Consider the following 16,668-nt stretch of genomic DNA (forward strand, 5'->3'; position numbering starts at 1 on the left):
ATAGAGAGAAGAGAACGGCTGATCAGTCGCGGTGTCTCACATTAATAGCTGGCGTTCAGGCTGAAGCCAGCCGTATGGCTGGCCGTACGGAACAGCTCGGGCTTGCGCACGGGCCAGCCGACAAAGGCGTCGTACTGCACACCCAGCCACTGGCCGCGCAGGCCCACGAAGGCACCTGTCAAATTGGTGGCGATCAGCCAGGCGGCAGATGGTCCGGCCACTTCGCCATGGTCGACGCCCGCATACGCTTCCTGGCCGCTGCTGCCCAGCGGCACGCCCAACTCGTTGCGCAACAGCCAGCCCCGTTCGGCCGACAGGCTGCTTTCGCCGTCATAGCCGCGCACGGTATACCGCCCGCCGATGGCAAAGCGGTCCTGCGGCACCAGCGGTGTGCGGTTGTGCTGCATGCGCCAGCTGCCGGAATAGCGCAGCGACTGGCCGGCCAGCGTGAACGGCGCTGCCAGGGCCGCGTCGGCCAGCAGCAGCTTGAAGCGCGACGTGCCTTCGCCGAACGCTTCCTCGGGCGCGGCCAGCGCATCCATCGCGCCCGTGCCGCGCCGGTATTGCAGGTTCAGGTCCAGGGTGGCCTGGCCCAGGAATTCGCGGTGGCCAAGCCCCAGTTCCCAGCCCGCCATGCGGCGGCGCTGTACTTCCACTTCCGTGTCGTCGATGAAGTTCTGCGCAGAACGCTGCCAACCCCGTAGCGACACCATCGTCTTGCGCGAGGCGTCGCGGTAGATCAGGCGCGACAACTTGACTTCGCGGTTCTGGCTGGCGCCGCTGTAGTTGTAGTCCTGGCTGATGCCTGCCACGGACTGGTGGTAGCGGCTGTCGCTGGCCGTGAAGGCCAGCAGCCAGTAGGCATAGGGAATCGAATAGTGGGCCACCATGCCGCCCGTGCCGCGCGGACCCTGGCGGTTGCCGTCGACGTTCTGATTCAGACTCAGATAAAACAGGTCGTTCAGGGTCAGCCAGTGGTCGTACGACAGGGTCACGCTGCCCTGCAGCTTGCCCGTCGAACGCGAGCCGCCGTCGTCAAGGCCCAGCGCCAGGCGGAATGGCAAGCCCTGCTTCCACTGGATCTGCAGGTCGCTCTCGCCCGGCTTCGCATTGCCGCCCTCGGCCGGCATGATCTGGATATCGGCTTCGGCCGTCGGCACGCGCTTGAAATTCTCCAGCGCCTGCTCCGTGTCACGCACATTGAGCAAGTCGCCGGGCCGCGCCGGCACGGCATTCCACCAAGTGGCGCGGGGATTGGTGCCGGGCGCAAAGCCGATCTGGCGGATGCGCCCCGGTATCAACGTCAAGGCCAGGGTGCCACGGCTTAAATCCTGCGGCTCGGCCAGCACGCGCGTGGTGACAAAGCCGCGCGCGATGATGGCGTTCTGCATGCGGCCCATCAGCACATTGATGGCTTGCGTGCCCAGGCAGCGGCCCAGCGCAGAGTCCGGCGCAGAGTCCGGCGCACCCAGGTCGTCGCGGCTGGCGGCGCCCAGCGCCCACTGGAATTGCGCGGCATCCTCGCCCCGCAACTCCAGGTGATCGATGGTAAAGCATGGCGATTCGCCCGCGGGCAGGCGGTTGGCTGACGCGGCCGTAGGCGCCTCGAGCAGGCGCACGTCGGGCGTGCGTTCCTGCTGCTGGCGCAGGACGCGCTCGCGTTCTTGCTGGCGTATCAGTTCTTGGCTGGCATCGTCGCGCTGGCTGCTGCCAGGCGGGGTGGGAAGGGGCGGCGCGATTTCAGGACGGGTCTGCGCGGACACGGCGGCACACAAGGTGCCGCTAAACAAAAATACACCGCACCATGGCGTCAAGCGCAGGTGCATATGTTGCCTTACGTAATTATTTTCTTAAGTAGATTATAAAATAATTATTTCCGCATGGCAATTTTATTTATTTCTTGAGAACTTTAGCTCTTTGGTAACTGTCATTCAACTATCCAATTACCACTAGTAAAACAGGTGGGCAGGCGATGGTGATGCGTACCGTATTAACCAAGATCGCGTCAGAATGCCCCCAGCCTTCCCACCGTCTTGATCGGCAAGCTAGGCATCCCACGCATGCAGCGGGACAAGGCCAAGGTCGTGTAAGATTTACGAAGCTGACCACGCCCCACTTTCACCAGTCAGGCCATCCACCTTGCCACCCTCCTCGCGGGTCCACCGGCATGGGCTATCCACCGGCGACGCATGGCTGGCAGAAAGATTGCTTAGGCCACGCGCAGGAGTCGGGCGGCACTGTCAGCATCATGTTCAAACTCGCCGGGATTCTCCCTGGCTTCAACCAAGGTAACAATGCAACAAGATGATCAGCGCCCAACATCAGCCATCCCTGAACGTCAGATCAGGGCCACCTACGACGAATCGACCATCCGTGTCTATCAAGCCTATCCGGATGCGATCGCGGATGGAGCATTGACGAACGGCACATTTACTTCGCCCCCGTTCAAGATGGAACGCATGACCTGGATTAAACCGTCTTTCTTATGGATGATGTATCGCGCGGGCTGGGGATTCAAAGACGCTGGTCAGCAACGCATACTGGCGATCGATATCAGCAGAGCGGGATTTGAATGGGCGCTGGAGCACGGCTGCCTGAGCCACGCGGATGCATCCATGAGCAAGGAAGAATGGTCGGCGAAGAAAGAGGCATCGCCCGTGCGCATCCAATGGGACCCGGAGCGGGACCTGCTGTTGCGGCCGCAAGCTCACAGAGCCATTCAGATCGGCCTCAGCAAAAAGGCGGTAGAACTTTACGTAAATCAATGGATAACCAGGGTGGCGGATGTGACGCCGCTGGCCCACGCAATCCATGCGCTGCTCGCCCAAGAAAAGTTTGAGGAAGCAAAGCACATGCTTCCGCAAGAAAAACCGTATTCGTCAGTATTTCATCCATCCTGAGCGCTGACATCCAGGACCTGAGAGCGAGGTCAAGCAAGGTAGCTCATGCAGCGCAGGCCGTCTTTTGACAAGCTCTACTGCGCCCAACGCCCTCCCCTGCGGGGCAGGGTCAGTTCCGGCACTCGTACACGATCTCGACCTTGGCCGGGCCGACCGGAAGGAATACGAAACCAGGGATGCCGCCATGCCGCTCCCGGGCGGTAAAATCACTGCTGTTGACCAGGCTGTGGCTAGCAAGACGCTCTCGTTCCTTTCATCACTGTGGAGACAGCTGCGTCACAGCCGGTCATTCACGAACGTTGTATATTGAAAGGCAATATGTATGTCTGGCAACACCCATGTTTCTGAGCGCCTCAAAAGCTGCCGCGAGAATCTTCATATCTCACAAGTGCAGCTTGCCGAACGGGCGGGCATCAATCCCACGCAACTGTATCGCTATGAATCAGGCAAAGCCAAACTGCTTATGGACGCGGCAGACAAGATTGCCGCGGCCCTCGGCGTCAGCACCGCCTGGCTTATGCATGGGACGTTGCCCATCGCCAGAGCGACGCAAATCGACCCGCCAGTGCCGGCCGGAGGGGCGCTGATCCTGCATTTTCTGGAACTTCCCCCCGTGCTTGCCTCCGCCGTGAAGCGCCTGTCCATGCAAAATGGCAGCACCGTAGAAATAGAGCTGCTGCACCTCGCGCGTCAAGGCCTCGATGCCATCCCCAAAAAAGCCGCGGATTGCGCCGAGTCCGCAAGCAAGAGCGAGAAATAGCGGGATCACTACCTTGCTGAAAAATCGCGGTAGATGGAGTGGTGCAACTCTCGGGGAAATACGCCGAGCGTGATCCATGCGTTGACCTGTGCAGTCAAAAAACTGCCTGATGGCTGGGTGGAGTCATTGACCTGGGATCGCGGTGCAGACGTCAATGCACGCATGTCCTCGGCGCGACGGATCAACCGCACGCACATTAAAAAATGGCCATTGATAACTTTTTGAATTATCAACGGCCATCAATTTTTCACTTTAAATCAAGCAGTTAAAGCGAACCCATCACTCCCATTCGATGGTCGCCGGCGGCTTGCCCGAAATATCGTAGACGACGCGGTTGATGCCGCGTACTTCGTTGATGATGCGGTTCGACACCTTGCCCAGCAAGCTGTGCGGCAAGTGCGCCCAGTGGGCCGTCATGAAGTCCTGCGTTTGCACGGCGCGCAGGGCCACCACGTATTCGTAGGTGCGGCCATCGCCCATCACGCCCACCGATTTGACGGGCAGGAACACGGCGAAAGCCTGGCTGGTCGCTTCGTACCAGTTCGCTGGCAGCGCATCCGGATCGACGGCCTGGCCGGCGACGAATTCGTATGGCGTGTTGCGCAATTCTTCGATGAAGATGGCATCGGCGCGGCGCAGCAGGTCGGCGTAGTCTTTCTTGACTTCGCCGAGGATGCGCACGCCCAGGCCCGGGCCCGGGAATGGGTGGCGGTAGACCATGTCATGCGGCAAGCCGAGCGCGACGCCGAGCTTGCGCACTTCATCCTTGAACAGTTCGCGCAGCGGTTCGAGCAGCTTGAGCTTCATGGTGTCCGGCAAGCCGCCCACGTTGTGGTGGCTCTTGATGGTCTGGCCTTTTTTGCCCTTGCCCGCCGATTCGATGACGTCCGGATAAATCGTGCCTTGCGCCAACCATTTGGCGTTGACCAGCTTGCCAGACTCGACCTGGAACACTTCGACGAATTCGCGGCCGATGATCTTGCGCTTCTGCTCGGGATCGGTGACGCCGGCCAGGTGGCCCATGAACTGGTCTTCCGCATCGACGCGGATGACTTTCACGCCCAGGTTCTTGGCGAACATATCCATCACCATCTTGCCTTCGTCCAGGCGCAGCAGGCCGTGGTCGACGAACACGCAGGTCAGCTGGTCGCCGATGGCGCGGTGGATCAGCGCTGCCGCGACGGACGAATCGACGCCGCCGGACAGGCCCAGGATGACTTCATCCGTCCCCACTTGCGCGCGGATCTTTTCCACCGCTTCGCTGATGTAGTCGGGCATGTTCCAGTCCGACTTGCAGCCGCAGATTTCATGCACGAAGCGGCCGATCATGGCCTTGCCCTGCACCGTGTGGGTCACTTCCGGGTGGAATTGCACGCCGTAGAACTGGCGCTCTTCGTCGGCCATGGCGGCGATCGGGCAGCTCGGGGTGTTGCCCATCAGCTTGAAGCCTGGCGGCATTTCCAGCACCTTGTCGCCGTGGCTCATCCACACTTTCAGCATGCCATGGCCTTCGTCGGTGACGAAGTCGGCAATACCGTTGAGCAGCTTGGTATGGCTGCGGGCGCGCACCTCGGCGTAGCCGAATTCGCGTACCAGGCCGTTTTCCACCTTGCCGCCCAGCTGGGCCGCCATGGTTTGCATGCCGTAGCAGATGCCCAGCACGGGCACGCCCAGCTCGAACACGGCTTGCGGCGCGCGCGGCGAATCGCCGTCCAGGGTGGAATTGTGGCTGCCCGACAGGATCACGCCGGCAGCACCGTAGTTGCGCACGAATTCGTCGCTGACGTCATACGGGAAGACTTCGGAAAACACGCCGGAATCGCGCACTCGGCGGGCGATCAACTGGGTGACTTGGGAACCGAAATCGAGAATGAGGATTTTAGAATGCATGATGGGGACTTTATTCAGGGTCAATTGCAAGACCGGCGCCTAAGGCGCCGGTCCGGACTATCGCTACCGCTTATTCGGAGCGGTAGTTCGGTGCTTCTTTCGTGATCTGCACATCATGGACATGCGACTCGCGCATGCCGGCCGAGGTGATTTCCACGAATTCCGCTTTTTCGCGCAATTCGTCGATGGTGGCGCAACCGCAGTAACCCATCGATTGACGCACGCCGCCCACCAGCTGGAAGATGATCGCCAGCACGCTGCCCTTGTAGGCGACGCGGCCTTCGATACCTTCCGGTACGAACTTGTCGGCCTTCATGGTGGCGTCCTGGAAATAACGGTCAGCCGAACCATCGGACATCGCGCCCAGCGAACCCATGCCGCGGTAGGACTTGTAGCTGCGGCCCTGGTACAGGATCACTTCGCCTGGCGCTTCTTCCGTGCCGGCAAACATGGAGCCCATCATGACGGTCGAGGCGCCAGCGGCCAGCGCTTTCGAAATATCGCCCGAGAAGCGGATGCCGCCGTCGGCGATACATGGCACGCCCGTGCCTTCCAGTGCTTCCGCCACGTTCGAGATGGCCGTGATTTGCGGCACGCCCACACCGGCGACGATACGCGTGGTGCAGATGGAGCCAGGACCGATGCCGACCTTGACGGCGTCGGCGCCGTATTCCACCAGCGCCTTGGCGGCAGCGGCGGTAGCGATATTGCCGCCAATCACTTCCACTTGCGGGTACTTGGTCTTGATCCAGCGTACGCGGTCGAGGATGCCTTGCGAGTGGCCGTGGGCCGTATCGACCACCAGCACGTCGACGCCGGCAGCGACCAGCAGGTCGATGCGCTCTTCATCCTTGGCGCCCACGCCGACGGCAGCGCCGACCAGCAGTTTGCCCTGGCTGTCTTTCGACGCGAACGGGTGCGAAGTCGACTTCTGGATATCCTTGACGGTGATCAGACCGCGCAGTTCGAACGCGTCATTAACGACCAGCACGCGCTCGAGGCGGTGCTTGTTCATCAGGCGCTTGGCTTCGGCCGTGTCCGCATCTTCGTTGACGACGACGAGTTTTTCGCGCGGGGTCATCTTGGCGGAGGCTTCCGCGTCGAGTTCCTTTTCAAAGCGCAAATCGCGGTTGGTAATGATGCCGACCACTTCCTTGCCCTTGACGACAGGGAAACCGCTGATGCCGTATTGTTCCGTCAGCGCGATCACGTCGCGGATTTTCATGTCTGGCGGAATCGTGATCGGATCGCGCAGCACGCCGGCTTCGAAACGTTTTACACGGGCCACTTCACGTGCCTGGTCCTTCGGATTCAAATTCTTGTGGATGATACCGATGCCGCCTTCCTGGGCCATCGCGATCGCCAGACGGGCTTCCGTCACCGTATCCATGGCTGCGGACAGCAAGGGAATATTCAGGGTGATATTGCGGGTCAGGCGAGTTTTGAGGGACGTATCGGCGGGCAGAACGTTGGAGTAGGCTGGGACGAGCAGCACGTCATCGAATGTGAGTGCTTTTTGAAGTAGACGCATAGCATTTCCTATTGGCGCAAAAGCAGATTATACAGAAAAAAGCGCCCTCCGTCCTTGCAGCATAGAAAAGATATTTGAAAATAGCAAAAAATGTCGCCGCCTGGCAGGGGTCAGGCTGCTGCCGTCCTGCCCGCTCAACCCTTGGCAGGCTTGCTGCTGGCGCGGCGCCGGCGCGCCTCTTTCGGGTCCGCCTGCAGGGGCCGGTACACTTCCACCCGGTCATGCTCGTGCAAGACGGTATCGGGCGTCTTCTTCTTGCCATAGATGCCGACCATATTGATGGCCAGGTCGATGCCGGGAATGGCTTGCAGCAAGCCGCTCTGCGCCACGGCCTGCTCGATGGTCGTGCCCGCAGGCACCGTCAAGGTGCGCAGGAAGCTGCTATCCGGCAAGGCGTGGCAGACTTGCACCTGGATGTCGGCCTCAGCCATACACCGTCTCCGCACGCTTGCAGAAGGAGTCGACCATGCTGTTGGCGATCATGCCGAAGACGGGACCGATGATCTGCTCGAGCACGCGGCTGGAAAACTCGTAGTGCAGATCCAGTTCGATCTTGCAGGCGTCTTCACGCAAGGCCTTGAAGGTCCATACGCCATCGAGGGTCTTGAAAGGACCGTCCACCAGCTTCATCTTGATGGAGCTCGGTGGCACGTTCTCGTTGGACGTGGTGAAGCTTTGGCGCACGCCGTGGTAATGTATGCCCACGCTGGCGACAACCGTGTTCTCGCCCCGCTCGCGAATCTCGACCGCACCGCACCAGGGCAGGAATTTGGGATAATCCTCCACCGCCGCCACCAGCGCGAACATTTGTTCGGCGCTATAGCCGAGAAAAACTGATTTATGTACTACTGCCATTGAAGAACCATTTGCTATGATGTTGGATACATTTGATTTTATCGCGCTTGCGCGAGACAGTAGTTTAACCGACCCGCGCACATTTACCATCTCATGACCATAGCAGACAACAGAAAAGCCTTCCACGACTACTTTATCGAGGATCGCTACGAAGCGGGCATCGTGCTGGAAGGCTGGGAAGTCAAAGCCATCCGCGACGCCCGCGTACAAATCAAGGAAGCCTACGTTGTCGTCCGCGGCGACGAACTCTTCCTGTTCGGCGCGCATATCAGCGCCCTGCCGACCGCCTCCACCCATATCCACCCGGAAGCCGTACGCACGCGCAAGCTGCTGCTGCACCGCGCGGAAATGGATAAACTGATCGGCAAGGTGGAACGTTCCGGCTATACGCTGGTGCCGCTCAACCTGCACTACAAGGGCGGCCGCGTGAAATGCGAAATCGGCCTGGCCAAAGGCAAGAAACAGCACGACAAGCGGGCAGCAGAACGCGACCGCGATGGCGCGCGCGAAGTGCAGGCAGCAATGAAGTCGCACCGCCGCTGATCCGGCACTGCGCGCAGTGTGCTGCGTCCGTAACAGCAAACCCGGCTAGATGCCGGGTTTTATTTTGCCCATTGCCTGCGGCAAGCGGAAAGCACAGCGCGACGGAATTAAAACAGGGAGGGGAAAATAGATAAGGCGGAAAAAGACTGGTATAGACAAAAATACCATGAAGATAAGCAGAGATGAATGAAACTGGCCTGGCTGGCCAAGGACGACGAATAAAGAAAGTTCCGGATGCTTGCATGCTGCCTTGTACTACACCTGTACTACTTCACAGGACAAGCATCCGAATGAACGGTTTTTTAACCCTTCAGGATCAAACCTTCAGCAGATCACGCGACTTGCCCGAATCGGTCCACTCTTTGACCCATTTCGGTTGACGGCCACGGCCAGTCCACTGCTGCGTCGCATCATCCGGATTGCGATAACGTACTGCGACCGTGCCGGTTTTAGCGCGAATACCCGTGCCAACCAGATCTTTTACGGAAACGCCCACGCTCTGGGCAATCGCCAGGATTTGCTCGCGCGCTTTGGACAGATCGTCTTGTTCGCGTTTCTTCATTTGTTTCTTGATGTCGTCCTGCAAGGTGCGCAGTTCGGACAGGGATAAGCTGGACAGATCCATGATATTTCCTTGTGTGAGTTGAAAAATATAACTGAACAGTTAAATTCTATCCAATTGTAACGCGACTGAGGTGATTTTTCTTAAGATTTGATTGTTTTTTACAATTCTTTTACCAAAAACCCGACTCTCCCTGCTTTCAGACCCTGAAAATCGTCAATCCCGGGAACCGCCATCGCGCATGGACCGGCTGCGTAAGCGTCCCTGCTTTGTGCGGCTGGAATTCAATACAACGCCATCGGCAGCATTTATTCTGCAGTACTTTTTGTTTCATTGCAATTTATAGTAATTATAAATGGCAATTGAAAATACACATGGAGGCAATACTATCGCCAATTACGCATCGGCTGCCAAAATACCGCCCGGATATTCGTCGCGGCTATCGGCACAACCATCGCCACGCATGAGCAGCAGATTCTATTCCAATCGAAAAGACAAGCGCCGCACGACAGAGCATATAGTCCCGAAAGTGCGCACAGCATAACATGAAGAAAAGATTTTCAACGTTACTGCTCCACGCGCAGATACTGCTGCCCTGGCATCGCCATATATTCCAGCCAGCGTAAATGCAAACTGCCCGCCATAAGGCGGGCAGTATTGACAACAAACTTGCTACGGACTTGCTATTCACCAAGCCAGCAGACAATCAGGGAATAGCCACGCCGCCTTTCGGCTTCTGCGTTTTTACCACCTGCATCGCCGTGGCAATCAAACCGCTCATGTCGCCCAGATTGGCCGGCACGATAATCGAGTTATTCGTTTTCGCCAATTGCGCGAATGCGCCCACATACTGCTCGGCCACTTTCAGGTTGACGGCATCCTCGCCGCCCGGCTCGCGGATGGCGGCGCCCACCTGGCGCAGCGCCTCGGCACTGGCCTGCGCCAGCGCGACGATGGCCGTGGCCTGGCCTTCGGCGCGGTTGATCGATGCCTGCTTTTCACCTTCCGAGCGGGCAATCGCCGCTTCGCGCTCGCCGCTGGCGATATTGATCTGTTCCTGCTTGCGCCCTTCCGAGGCGGCAATCAGGGCACGCTTTTCGCGCTCGGCCGTAATCTGCGCCTGCATCGCATGCAGGATTTCCTTGGGCGGCGTCAAATCCTTGATTTCATAGCGCAATACCTTGACACCCCAATTCGCCGCCGATTCATCGATGGCATTCACGATGGCCGTATTGATATGGTCGCGCTCTTCAAATGTCTTGTCGAGTTCCATTTTACCGATCACCGAACGCAAGGTCGTTTGCGCCAGTTGCGTAATGGCGGCAATATAATTCGACGAACCATATGAAGCACGCATGGCGTCGGTAATCTGGAAATACAGAATGCCATCGACCTGCAATTGCGTATTGTCGCGCGTAATGCATACCTGCGGCGGTACGTCGAGCGGGATTTCCTTGAGCACGTGCTTGTAAGCGATGCGGTCAACAAAAGGCACGACGATATTCAGGCCGGGACCCAATACCGCATGGAACTTGCCCAGGCGCTCTACCACCCAGGCATGCTGCTGCGGCACCACATTGACGGTCTTGAAGACAAATACCAATGCCAGCAATAACAAGATCAGCGACACGCTTCCGATGCTTACTTCCATAATCCACTCTCCAGGTTATCCAACAATCAAACGGCTGCCACGCACGGCGCGGATGGTGTAATGCCCCGCCTGCGCATCGCTGCCGGGAATCAGTTCCACATCCCACAAGGCGCCGCGATACATGACGCGCGCAGCGCCATCGACCCAATGCGCGACTGCCACGCTTTGGCCGATATCGAGATTCACATTCGGGTCCTGCGCCGCATCGCGCCGCGCCGCCTTGCCAAAACGGCTGCGCCGCAGTAACAGCGTGGCCGCCACGCCGACAATGGCGGCCGTCAGGGCCTGCCAGCTGCCATTGCCGCCCGCCAGCGCCACCAATCCTCCGGCACCGATGCCGATGGCGATCATCAGCAGATAAAACGTGCCCGTAAACAGTTCCAGGATCAATACCGCGCCAGCCGCCACAAACCAGCCTACCCATTCAGCCATGATGCCTCCATCTTTATGAATCCGAAAATAAAAAACCCCGCAGCCTATATAAGCGACGGGGTTTAATGCGCAGTACTGCCTGATATTATTCTTGCCAAACACCTATATACAAGCAGTCTAACGCAATTCCTGATGGCGTCAATAGCCTGGGGCGAATTAGCACCGCCAGCCCGGCAATTACTCTTCCAGCAGGCTGCGCAGCATCCACGCCGTCTTTTCATGCAGATCCAGGCGCTGCGTGATCAGGTCGGCCGTCGGCTGGTCATTGGCTTTTTCCAGCAAAGGGAACAGGCGGCGCGCCGTGCGCGCGGTCGCTTCCTGTGCCGCCACCAGGTGGCTGACCATGTCCAGCGCCGGCGGCACGCCGTCGATTTCCTTGATCGAGGCCAGCTTGACGAATTCCTTGTAGGTGCCCGGTGCCGGATAACCGAGGGCGCGGATGCGCTCTGCGATCAGGTCCAGCGCGCCCCACTGCTCCGTGTATTGCGTCATGAACATCAGGTGCAGGGTGTTGAACATCGGCCCCTTGACGTTCCAGTGAAAGTTATGGGTCATCAGGTACAAGGTGTAGCTGTCGGCCAGCAGGCCGGACAGGCCTTCCGCGATCTTCGCGCGGTCCGCTTCGGAAATGCCGATGTCGATCTTTGCAGCTTTGCTCGGTTTCTTGCTTGCCATGAGAACTCCCGTTTCAATGTATTGGTGGAATCATTTTAGCTGATCTGGCGCAAAGCCATCGAATACAGGCGTGCGCCGCATGGTTATCGCCTCGCCGGCATGGCAGGCATAAAAAAACCCGCTGCCAGGTCAACGGCAGCGGGTTTTCAGGAAGCAAGCAGGACGCTTACGCTTTCAGCGCAGCGAGCTTCTGCCAGGTATCAATCACCGAGTCCGGATTCAGGGACATCGATTCGATGCCCTGCTCCATCAGCCAGACGGCGAAGTCCGGATGATCGGAAGGACCCTGGCCGCAAATGCCGATGTACTTGCCGCGTGCCAGGCAAGCCTTGATGGCCAGGGCCAGCAGGGCTTTCACGGCTGGATCGCGCTCGTCGAAGTCGGCCGCCAGCAATTCCATGCCGGAATCGCGGTCCAGGCCCAGGGTCAGCTGGGTCAGGTCGTTCGAACCAATCGAGAAGCCGTCGAAATGGTCGAGGAACTGGTCGGCCAGGATGGCGTTCGACGGCACTTCGCACATCATGATGACGCGCAGGTCGTTCTCGCCACGCTTCAAGCCATTCTTCGCCAGCAGGTCGATGACTTTCTCGGCCTGGCCCAGGGTGCGCACGAATGGCACCATGATTTCCACGTTGGTCAGGCCCATGTCGTTGCGCACGCGCTTCATCGCTTCGCATTCCATGTTGAATGCTTCGGAGAAGTCGGCCGACAGGTAGCGCGCCGCGCCGCGGAAGCCCAGCATCGGGTTTTCCTCGTCCGGCTCGTAGCGCGAACCGCCGATCAGCTTCTTGTACTCGTTCGACTTGAAGTCGGACAGGCGCACGATGACTTTTTTCGGCCAGAACGCGGCAGCGATGGTGGCGATGCCTTCGGCCAGCTTGTCGATATAGAACGCCTTTGGCGAAGCGTGGCCGCGCGCCACCGATTCCACGGCCTTTTTCAGGTCGGCATCGATGTTCGGGTATTCGAGGATCGCGCGCGGATGCACACCAATATTGTTATTGATGATGAATTCCAGGCGCGCCAGGCCCACGCCCGCATTCGGCACGGACTGGAAGTCGAACGCCAGCTGCGGATTGCCCACGTTGAGCATGATCTTGGTGTCGAGCTTCGGCAATTCGCCGCGCGACACTTCCGACACTTCCGTTTCCAGCAAGCCATCGTAGATCTTGCCCTCGTCGCCTTCGGAGCACACGACGGTGACGAAGGTGCCGTCTTTCAGCACGTCGGTAGCGTTGCCGCAGCCGACGACGGCCGGCACGCCCAGCTCACGCGCGATAATTGCAGCATGGCAAGTACGGCCGCCACGGTTGGTGACGATGGCCGACGCGCGCTTCATGACCGGCTCCCAGTTCGGGTCCGTCATGTCGGCAACGAGGACGTCGCCTGGCTGCACGCGTTCCATGTCGGCCGGGTCGTGAATCACGCGCACGGGGCCGGCGCCGATCTTCTGGCCGATGGCGCGGCCGGACGTCAGCACGGTGCCCGTGCTTTTCAGCTTGAAGCGTTCCTGCACGTCGGTCGCCTTTTGCTGCGACTTGACGGTCTCGGGACGCGCCTGCAGGATGTACAGCTTGCCGTCGCGGCCATCCTTGCCCCACTCGATGTCCATCGGACGGCCGTAGTGGTTCTCGATGATGACGGCGTACTTTGCCAGTTCCACCACTTCGCTGTCGTTCAGCGAGTAGCGGTTGCGCATTTCAACGGGCACATCGACGGTTTTCACGGAACGGCCGGCTTTCGCTTCGTTCGTGAATTCCATCTTCAGCAGCTTCGAGCCGATATTGCGGCGGATCACGGGCGACTTGCCCTTTTCCAGCATCGGCTTGTGCACATAGAATTCGTCGGGATTGACGGCGCCCTGCACCACGGTCTCGCCCAGGCCATAGCTGGAAGTGACGAAGACCACGTCCTTGAAGCCCGATTCGGTATCGATGGTAAACATCACGCCGGCCGCGCCCAGGTCGGAACGCACCATGCGCTGCACGCCGGCCGACAAGGCCACTTCAGCGTGCGTGAAACCCTTGTGCACGCGGTAGGAGATGGCGCGGTCGTTGTACAGCGACGCGAACACCTGTTTCATGGCCTCGAGCACATTGTCGATGCCGACCACGTTCAGGAAGGTTTCTTGCTGGCCGGCAAAAGAAGCGTCGGGCAAGTCTTCCGCCGTAGCTGACGAGCGCACGGCAAACGACATTTCCGTGTCGGAATCGGCCACCAGCTTGGCGTAGAACTGGTCGATTTCGGCAGCCAGGCGTGGCTGGAATGGCGTTTCCACGATCCATTGACGGATCTCGGCACCGGCTTGCGCCAGCGAACGCACGTCATCGATGTTCAGCCCTTCGAGGCGCTGGGCGATGCGTTCGGCCAGCGGCAGGCCGCCGTTGGCGCTGTACGACAGGAAATCGCGGAAGGCCTGCGCCGTGGTGGCAAAGCCGCCAGGCACGCGTACGCCGGCTTCCGCCAGCTGGCTGATCATTTCGCCCAGGGAGGCGTTCTTGCCGCCGACGGATTCGACATCCGTCATGCGCAAATGCTCGAACGAGGCAACATACGCCGCGTCCTTGTCTTCCTGCTGTTGCGATACTGCGTTGGTCATAATGACACCCTTACTGATGATAGAAATCTTTACGCGAGGCGCACAGACAGTCTTCTTGTTATTCTTGGCGTCGTGCAGCACAATCATACCGTTGCAGCCATTTTACCTTGTGCGGCGCAAATTGACGACGCACAATCTTGATCCGAAAACCCATGACACAAGATCCACGCCCCCCTCTGCCCTCCGCGGCCCGCACCGTCTTCTTCGTTTCCGACGGCACCGGCATCACCGCCGAGACGTTCGGCCACTCGGTGCTGACGCAGTTCGATCTGCGCTTCCGCCAGATCCGCCTGCCCTTCATCGATACCATGGACAAGGCCTACGAGGCGGCGCGCAAGATCAACGAAGCGTTCGCCGCCGATGGCCAGCGCCCGATCATTTTCTCCACGCTGGTGAAGAACGACCTGTCGGCCGTGATCCGCAAGTCCAGCGGCATGCACATGGACCTGATCCAGACCTTTGTCGCCCCGCTGGAGCAGGAACTGGGCGTGATGTCGACCCACACCATCGGCCGCTCGCACAATATCGTCGACAGCGAGGAGTACAAGAACCGCATCGAGGCGATCAACTATTCGCTGGCGCACGACGACGGCCAGTCGCACAAGAACCTGTCCTCGGCCGATGTCATTCTGGTCGGTGTTTCCCGCTCTGGCAAGACCCCGACCAGCCTGTATCTGGCCATGCAATATGGCATCAAGGCGGCCAATTATCCGCTGATTCCCGACGATTTCGAGCGCGACAAGCTGCCTTCGGCCTTGCTGGAATTTAAGAATAAAATTTTTGGATTGAGCATTACGCCCGAACGTTTGTCGGAAATACGCAACGAAAGACGCGCTGGAAGCAAGTATGCAGCCATCGAAAATTGCCGTTACGAGGTCAACGAGGCGGAAAAAATGATGAAACGCGAGGGTATCCGCTGGCTCTCCTCGACCACCAAGTCGATCGAAGAGATCTCCACGACGATCCTGCAGGAGATCAAGCCGAACCGCCGCGAGTACTAGAACGCTTGACCAAACCTGCTGCGCGTCCGCTCGCGATAGTTTTGTCAGGCGTTCGTTTCGCGCGAAAGCACCGTTAGCGCGGCGACCAGCTGATCGAGTTCACTGGTCTGCGTCGTAATGGCCACCGTGGCGCGCACGACATCGGTGTCGCCGATATTGCGTTCGACGGTAAACACGCCGAAGCGGTGCAATAAAGCCTGCTGCAGTTCGCGCGCACGCATGCCGTCGACGGCAAAGGCCACCAGCGCCGTGCCCCGCTTCGCATCGAGCGGCGACAGCAGCCGCACGCCGGGCAGTTGCGCGACGCGGCTGACCCAGTACGTGCGCAGCCAGGCCAGGCGTTCCGTCTTGGCCGGCGTGCCGCCCAGGCGCGCATGGAAGTCCAGTGCGGCTGGCGCGGCCAGGATGGCGCCGATCGGCGGCATGCCCATGTGCAGGCGGCTGCGGATATCCGTTGGCGCATAATCGTCGTCGCCAAAATGCGGTTCGATCTTGTGCAGCTGCGATGCGCGGATGTACACGACGCCCAGTCCCGCCGGCGCGCCCAGCCATTTGTGCAGATTGAACCCGGCGAAATCGACGCCCAGGGCCTGCACGTCCACGTCGACCTGTCCCAGCGCATGGGCGCTGTCGAGCAGCACGTCGATGCCGTGTTCGCGCGCCAGCGCCATGATTTCCCGCACCGGCAGTTGCTGGCCGTTGGCCGGCGTTACCTGCGACAGCAGCAGCAATCTGGGCTTGACGGCCTGGCGCATGGCTTGCGCGTAGCGGGCGACGATCTCGTCATCGCTGATGGGCAAGCGCAATGCGACTTGCGTGCTGGTGACGCCGCGGCGCTGCGCCAGCCAGCGCATCGCCGTGCGCATGGCAGGATAGTCGAGATTACTCCACAGCACGGTATCGCCGGGCGCCAGGCCATGGTATTGCGTGATCAGCACCTGCATGGACTCGGTGCCGCTGCGCGTCAGCAGGATCTCGTGCGGTTCGGCATGGATCAGTTCAGCGACACGCTGGCGCAGAATATCCACATGCGTGCGCGTGAATTCGCCGCGCACGAAAGGACTCAGCTGCTCATTCGTGTAGCGCACGGCCTGTTCGAAGGCCGCTTGCACGGGTGCGGCCATGGCGCCGAAATAGCCGTGTTCGAGATTGACGAGGGCGTCCGGCGGCGCGGGATAGAACGCGGCGGCCTGGCGCCACCAGGCCTCGTCACGCGTGGCACCGTCGGCAAGCAAAGGCAGAACTGGATGGTCAGGCATGGCGGGCTTG

The 16,668-nt window shown here is 59.7% G+C and carries 15 protein-coding genes; 4 read left to right on the top strand and 11 right to left on the bottom strand.

All coding sequences use genetic code 11. The features are described from left to right. Positions 1-41 precede the first annotated feature (41 nt). Positions 42-1,826 (bottom strand): ShlB/FhaC/HecB family hemolysin secretion/activation protein, encoded by a 1,785-nt coding sequence (locus tag VPH41_RS14695; protein WP_328570605.1) that lies wholly within the window; start codon positions 1,824-1,826, stop codon positions 42-44. Between the two features lie 468 nt (positions 1,827-2,294). Between VPH41_RS14695 and VPH41_RS14700 the strand changes: the two genes are divergently transcribed. Beyond that, entirely contained in the window at positions 2,295-2,900 is a 606-nt protein-coding gene (locus VPH41_RS14700; protein ID WP_328570606.1) for a DUF4291 domain-containing protein, read from the top strand. Positions 2,901-3,222: 322 nt separating this feature from the next. Further along, positions 3,223-3,660, top strand: a complete 438-nt coding sequence (locus tag VPH41_RS14705; protein ID WP_328570607.1) for a helix-turn-helix domain-containing protein — start codon at positions 3,223-3,225, stop codon at positions 3,658-3,660. Positions 3,661-3,939: 279 nt separating this feature from the next. Here VPH41_RS14705 and guaA read toward each other — a convergent pair whose 3' ends face one another. From guaA to VPH41_RS14725, 4 genes are all read right to left on the bottom strand, one after another. Next, positions 3,940-5,550 carry a glutamine-hydrolyzing GMP synthase gene (gene guaA / locus VPH41_RS14710; protein WP_152283274.1) on the bottom strand — a complete coding sequence of 537 codons (1,611 nt, stop codon included), beginning with the start codon at positions 5,548-5,550 and terminating at the stop codon, positions 3,940-3,942. Positions 5,551-5,620: 70 nt separating this feature from the next. Continuing rightward, positions 5,621-7,081: an IMP dehydrogenase gene (gene guaB / locus VPH41_RS14715; RefSeq protein WP_071077665.1), complete on the bottom strand. Its 1,461-nt coding sequence runs from the start codon at positions 7,079-7,081 to the stop codon at positions 5,621-5,623. Positions 7,082-7,215: 134 nt separating this feature from the next. After that, the gene (locus VPH41_RS14720) at positions 7,216-7,512 is read right to left on the bottom strand and encodes an RnfH family protein (RefSeq protein WP_328570608.1); all 297 of its coding nucleotides are present in this window, start codon (positions 7,510-7,512) and stop codon (positions 7,216-7,218) included. Then, positions 7,505-7,936, bottom strand: coding sequence for a type II toxin-antitoxin system RatA family toxin (locus VPH41_RS14725; protein ID WP_034752216.1), 432 nt, complete (start codon positions 7,934-7,936; stop codon positions 7,505-7,507). The genes VPH41_RS14720 and VPH41_RS14725 overlap by 8 nt, the downstream gene beginning before the upstream one ends. Before the next feature lie 93 nt (positions 7,937-8,029). On the opposite strand from VPH41_RS14725, the gene smpB reads away from it, so the two are divergent. Further along, the gene (smpB, locus tag VPH41_RS14730) at positions 8,030-8,479 is read left to right on the top strand and encodes an SsrA-binding protein SmpB (RefSeq protein ID WP_034784131.1); all 450 of its coding nucleotides are present in this window, start codon (positions 8,030-8,032) and stop codon (positions 8,477-8,479) included. Between the two features lie 316 nt (positions 8,480-8,795). Here smpB and VPH41_RS14735 read toward each other — a convergent pair whose 3' ends face one another. The 5 genes from VPH41_RS14735 to ppsA form a co-directional block, all read right to left on the bottom strand. Beyond that, a complete protein-coding gene (locus tag VPH41_RS14735; RefSeq protein ID WP_010397665.1) occupies positions 8,796-9,104 on the bottom strand; it encodes an H-NS histone family protein in 309 nt (102 codons plus the stop codon). 643 nt (positions 9,105-9,747) lie between these two features. Further along, complete coding sequence (locus VPH41_RS14740) at positions 9,748-10,692, bottom strand: SPFH domain-containing protein (RefSeq protein ID WP_034752220.1); 945 nt, start codon at positions 10,690-10,692, stop codon at positions 9,748-9,750. A gap of 15 nt (positions 10,693-10,707) precedes the next feature. After that, entirely contained in the window at positions 10,708-11,124 is a 417-nt protein-coding gene (locus VPH41_RS14745) for an NfeD family protein (RefSeq protein ID WP_152283272.1), read from the bottom strand. A 177-nt stretch (positions 11,125-11,301) separates the two neighbouring features. Continuing rightward, the gene (locus VPH41_RS14750; protein ID WP_152255343.1) at positions 11,302-11,799 is read right to left on the bottom strand and encodes a Dps family protein; all 498 of its coding nucleotides are present in this window, start codon (positions 11,797-11,799) and stop codon (positions 11,302-11,304) included. Between the two features lie 166 nt (positions 11,800-11,965). Further along, on the bottom strand, positions 11,966-14,398 hold the full coding sequence (ppsA, locus tag VPH41_RS14755) for a phosphoenolpyruvate synthase (RefSeq protein ID WP_328570609.1): 2,433 nt from the start codon (positions 14,396-14,398) through the stop codon (positions 11,966-11,968). A 152-nt stretch (positions 14,399-14,550) separates the two neighbouring features. Between ppsA and ppsR the strand changes: the two genes are divergently transcribed. Beyond that, positions 14,551-15,399: a posphoenolpyruvate synthetase regulatory kinase/phosphorylase PpsR gene (gene ppsR / locus VPH41_RS14760; protein WP_010397654.1), complete on the top strand. Its 849-nt coding sequence runs from the start codon at positions 14,551-14,553 to the stop codon at positions 15,397-15,399. Positions 15,400-15,443: 44 nt separating this feature from the next. Here ppsR and VPH41_RS14765 read toward each other — a convergent pair whose 3' ends face one another. Next, entirely contained in the window at positions 15,444-16,658 is a 1,215-nt protein-coding gene (locus tag VPH41_RS14765; protein WP_328570610.1) for an aminotransferase class V-fold PLP-dependent enzyme, read from the bottom strand. Between the last annotated feature and the right edge of the window lie 10 nt (positions 16,659-16,668).

The sequence above is a fragment of the Janthinobacterium sp. P210006 genome (assembly GCF_036231885.1).
GTDB classification, from domain to species: Bacteria; Pseudomonadota; Gammaproteobacteria; order Burkholderiales; family Burkholderiaceae_D; genus Janthinobacterium; species Janthinobacterium violaceinigrum.

Coding starts and splice junctions, on each gene's coding strand:
- VPH41_RS14695 (WP_328570605.1), bottom strand. CDS start 1,826: ATGCACCTGCGCTTGACGCCATGGTGCGGTGTATTTTTGTTTAGCGGC.
- VPH41_RS14700 (WP_328570606.1), top strand. CDS start 2,295: ATGCAACAAGATGATCAGCGCCCAACATCAGCCATCCCTGAACGTCAG.
- VPH41_RS14705 (WP_328570607.1), top strand. CDS start 3,223: ATGTCTGGCAACACCCATGTTTCTGAGCGCCTCAAAAGCTGCCGCGAG.
- guaA (WP_152283274.1), bottom strand. CDS start 5,550: ATGCATTCTAAAATCCTCATTCTCGATTTCGGTTCCCAAGTCACCCAG.
- guaB (WP_071077665.1), bottom strand. CDS start 7,081: ATGCGTCTACTTCAAAAAGCACTCACATTCGATGACGTGCTGCTCGTC.
- VPH41_RS14720 (WP_328570608.1), bottom strand. CDS start 7,512: ATGGCTGAGGCCGACATCCAGGTGCAAGTCTGCCACGCCTTGCCGGAT.
- VPH41_RS14725 (WP_034752216.1), bottom strand. CDS start 7,936: ATGGCAGTAGTACATAAATCAGTTTTTCTCGGCTATAGCGCCGAACAA.
- smpB (WP_034784131.1), top strand. CDS start 8,030: ATGACCATAGCAGACAACAGAAAAGCCTTCCACGACTACTTTATCGAG.
- VPH41_RS14735 (WP_010397665.1), bottom strand. CDS start 9,104: ATGGATCTGTCCAGCTTATCCCTGTCCGAACTGCGCACCTTGCAGGAC.
- VPH41_RS14740 (WP_034752220.1), bottom strand. CDS start 10,692: ATGGAAGTAAGCATCGGAAGCGTGTCGCTGATCTTGTTATTGCTGGCA.
- VPH41_RS14745 (WP_152283272.1), bottom strand. CDS start 11,124: ATGGCTGAATGGGTAGGCTGGTTTGTGGCGGCTGGCGCGGTATTGATC.
- VPH41_RS14750 (WP_152255343.1), bottom strand. CDS start 11,799: ATGGCAAGCAAGAAACCGAGCAAAGCTGCAAAGATCGACATCGGCATT.
- ppsA (WP_328570609.1), bottom strand. CDS start 14,398: ATGACCAACGCAGTATCGCAACAGCAGGAAGACAAGGACGCGGCGTAT.
- ppsR (WP_010397654.1), top strand. CDS start 14,551: ATGACACAAGATCCACGCCCCCCTCTGCCCTCCGCGGCCCGCACCGTC.
- VPH41_RS14765 (WP_328570610.1), bottom strand. CDS start 16,658: ATGCCTGACCATCCAGTTCTGCCTTTGCTTGCCGACGGTGCCACGCGT.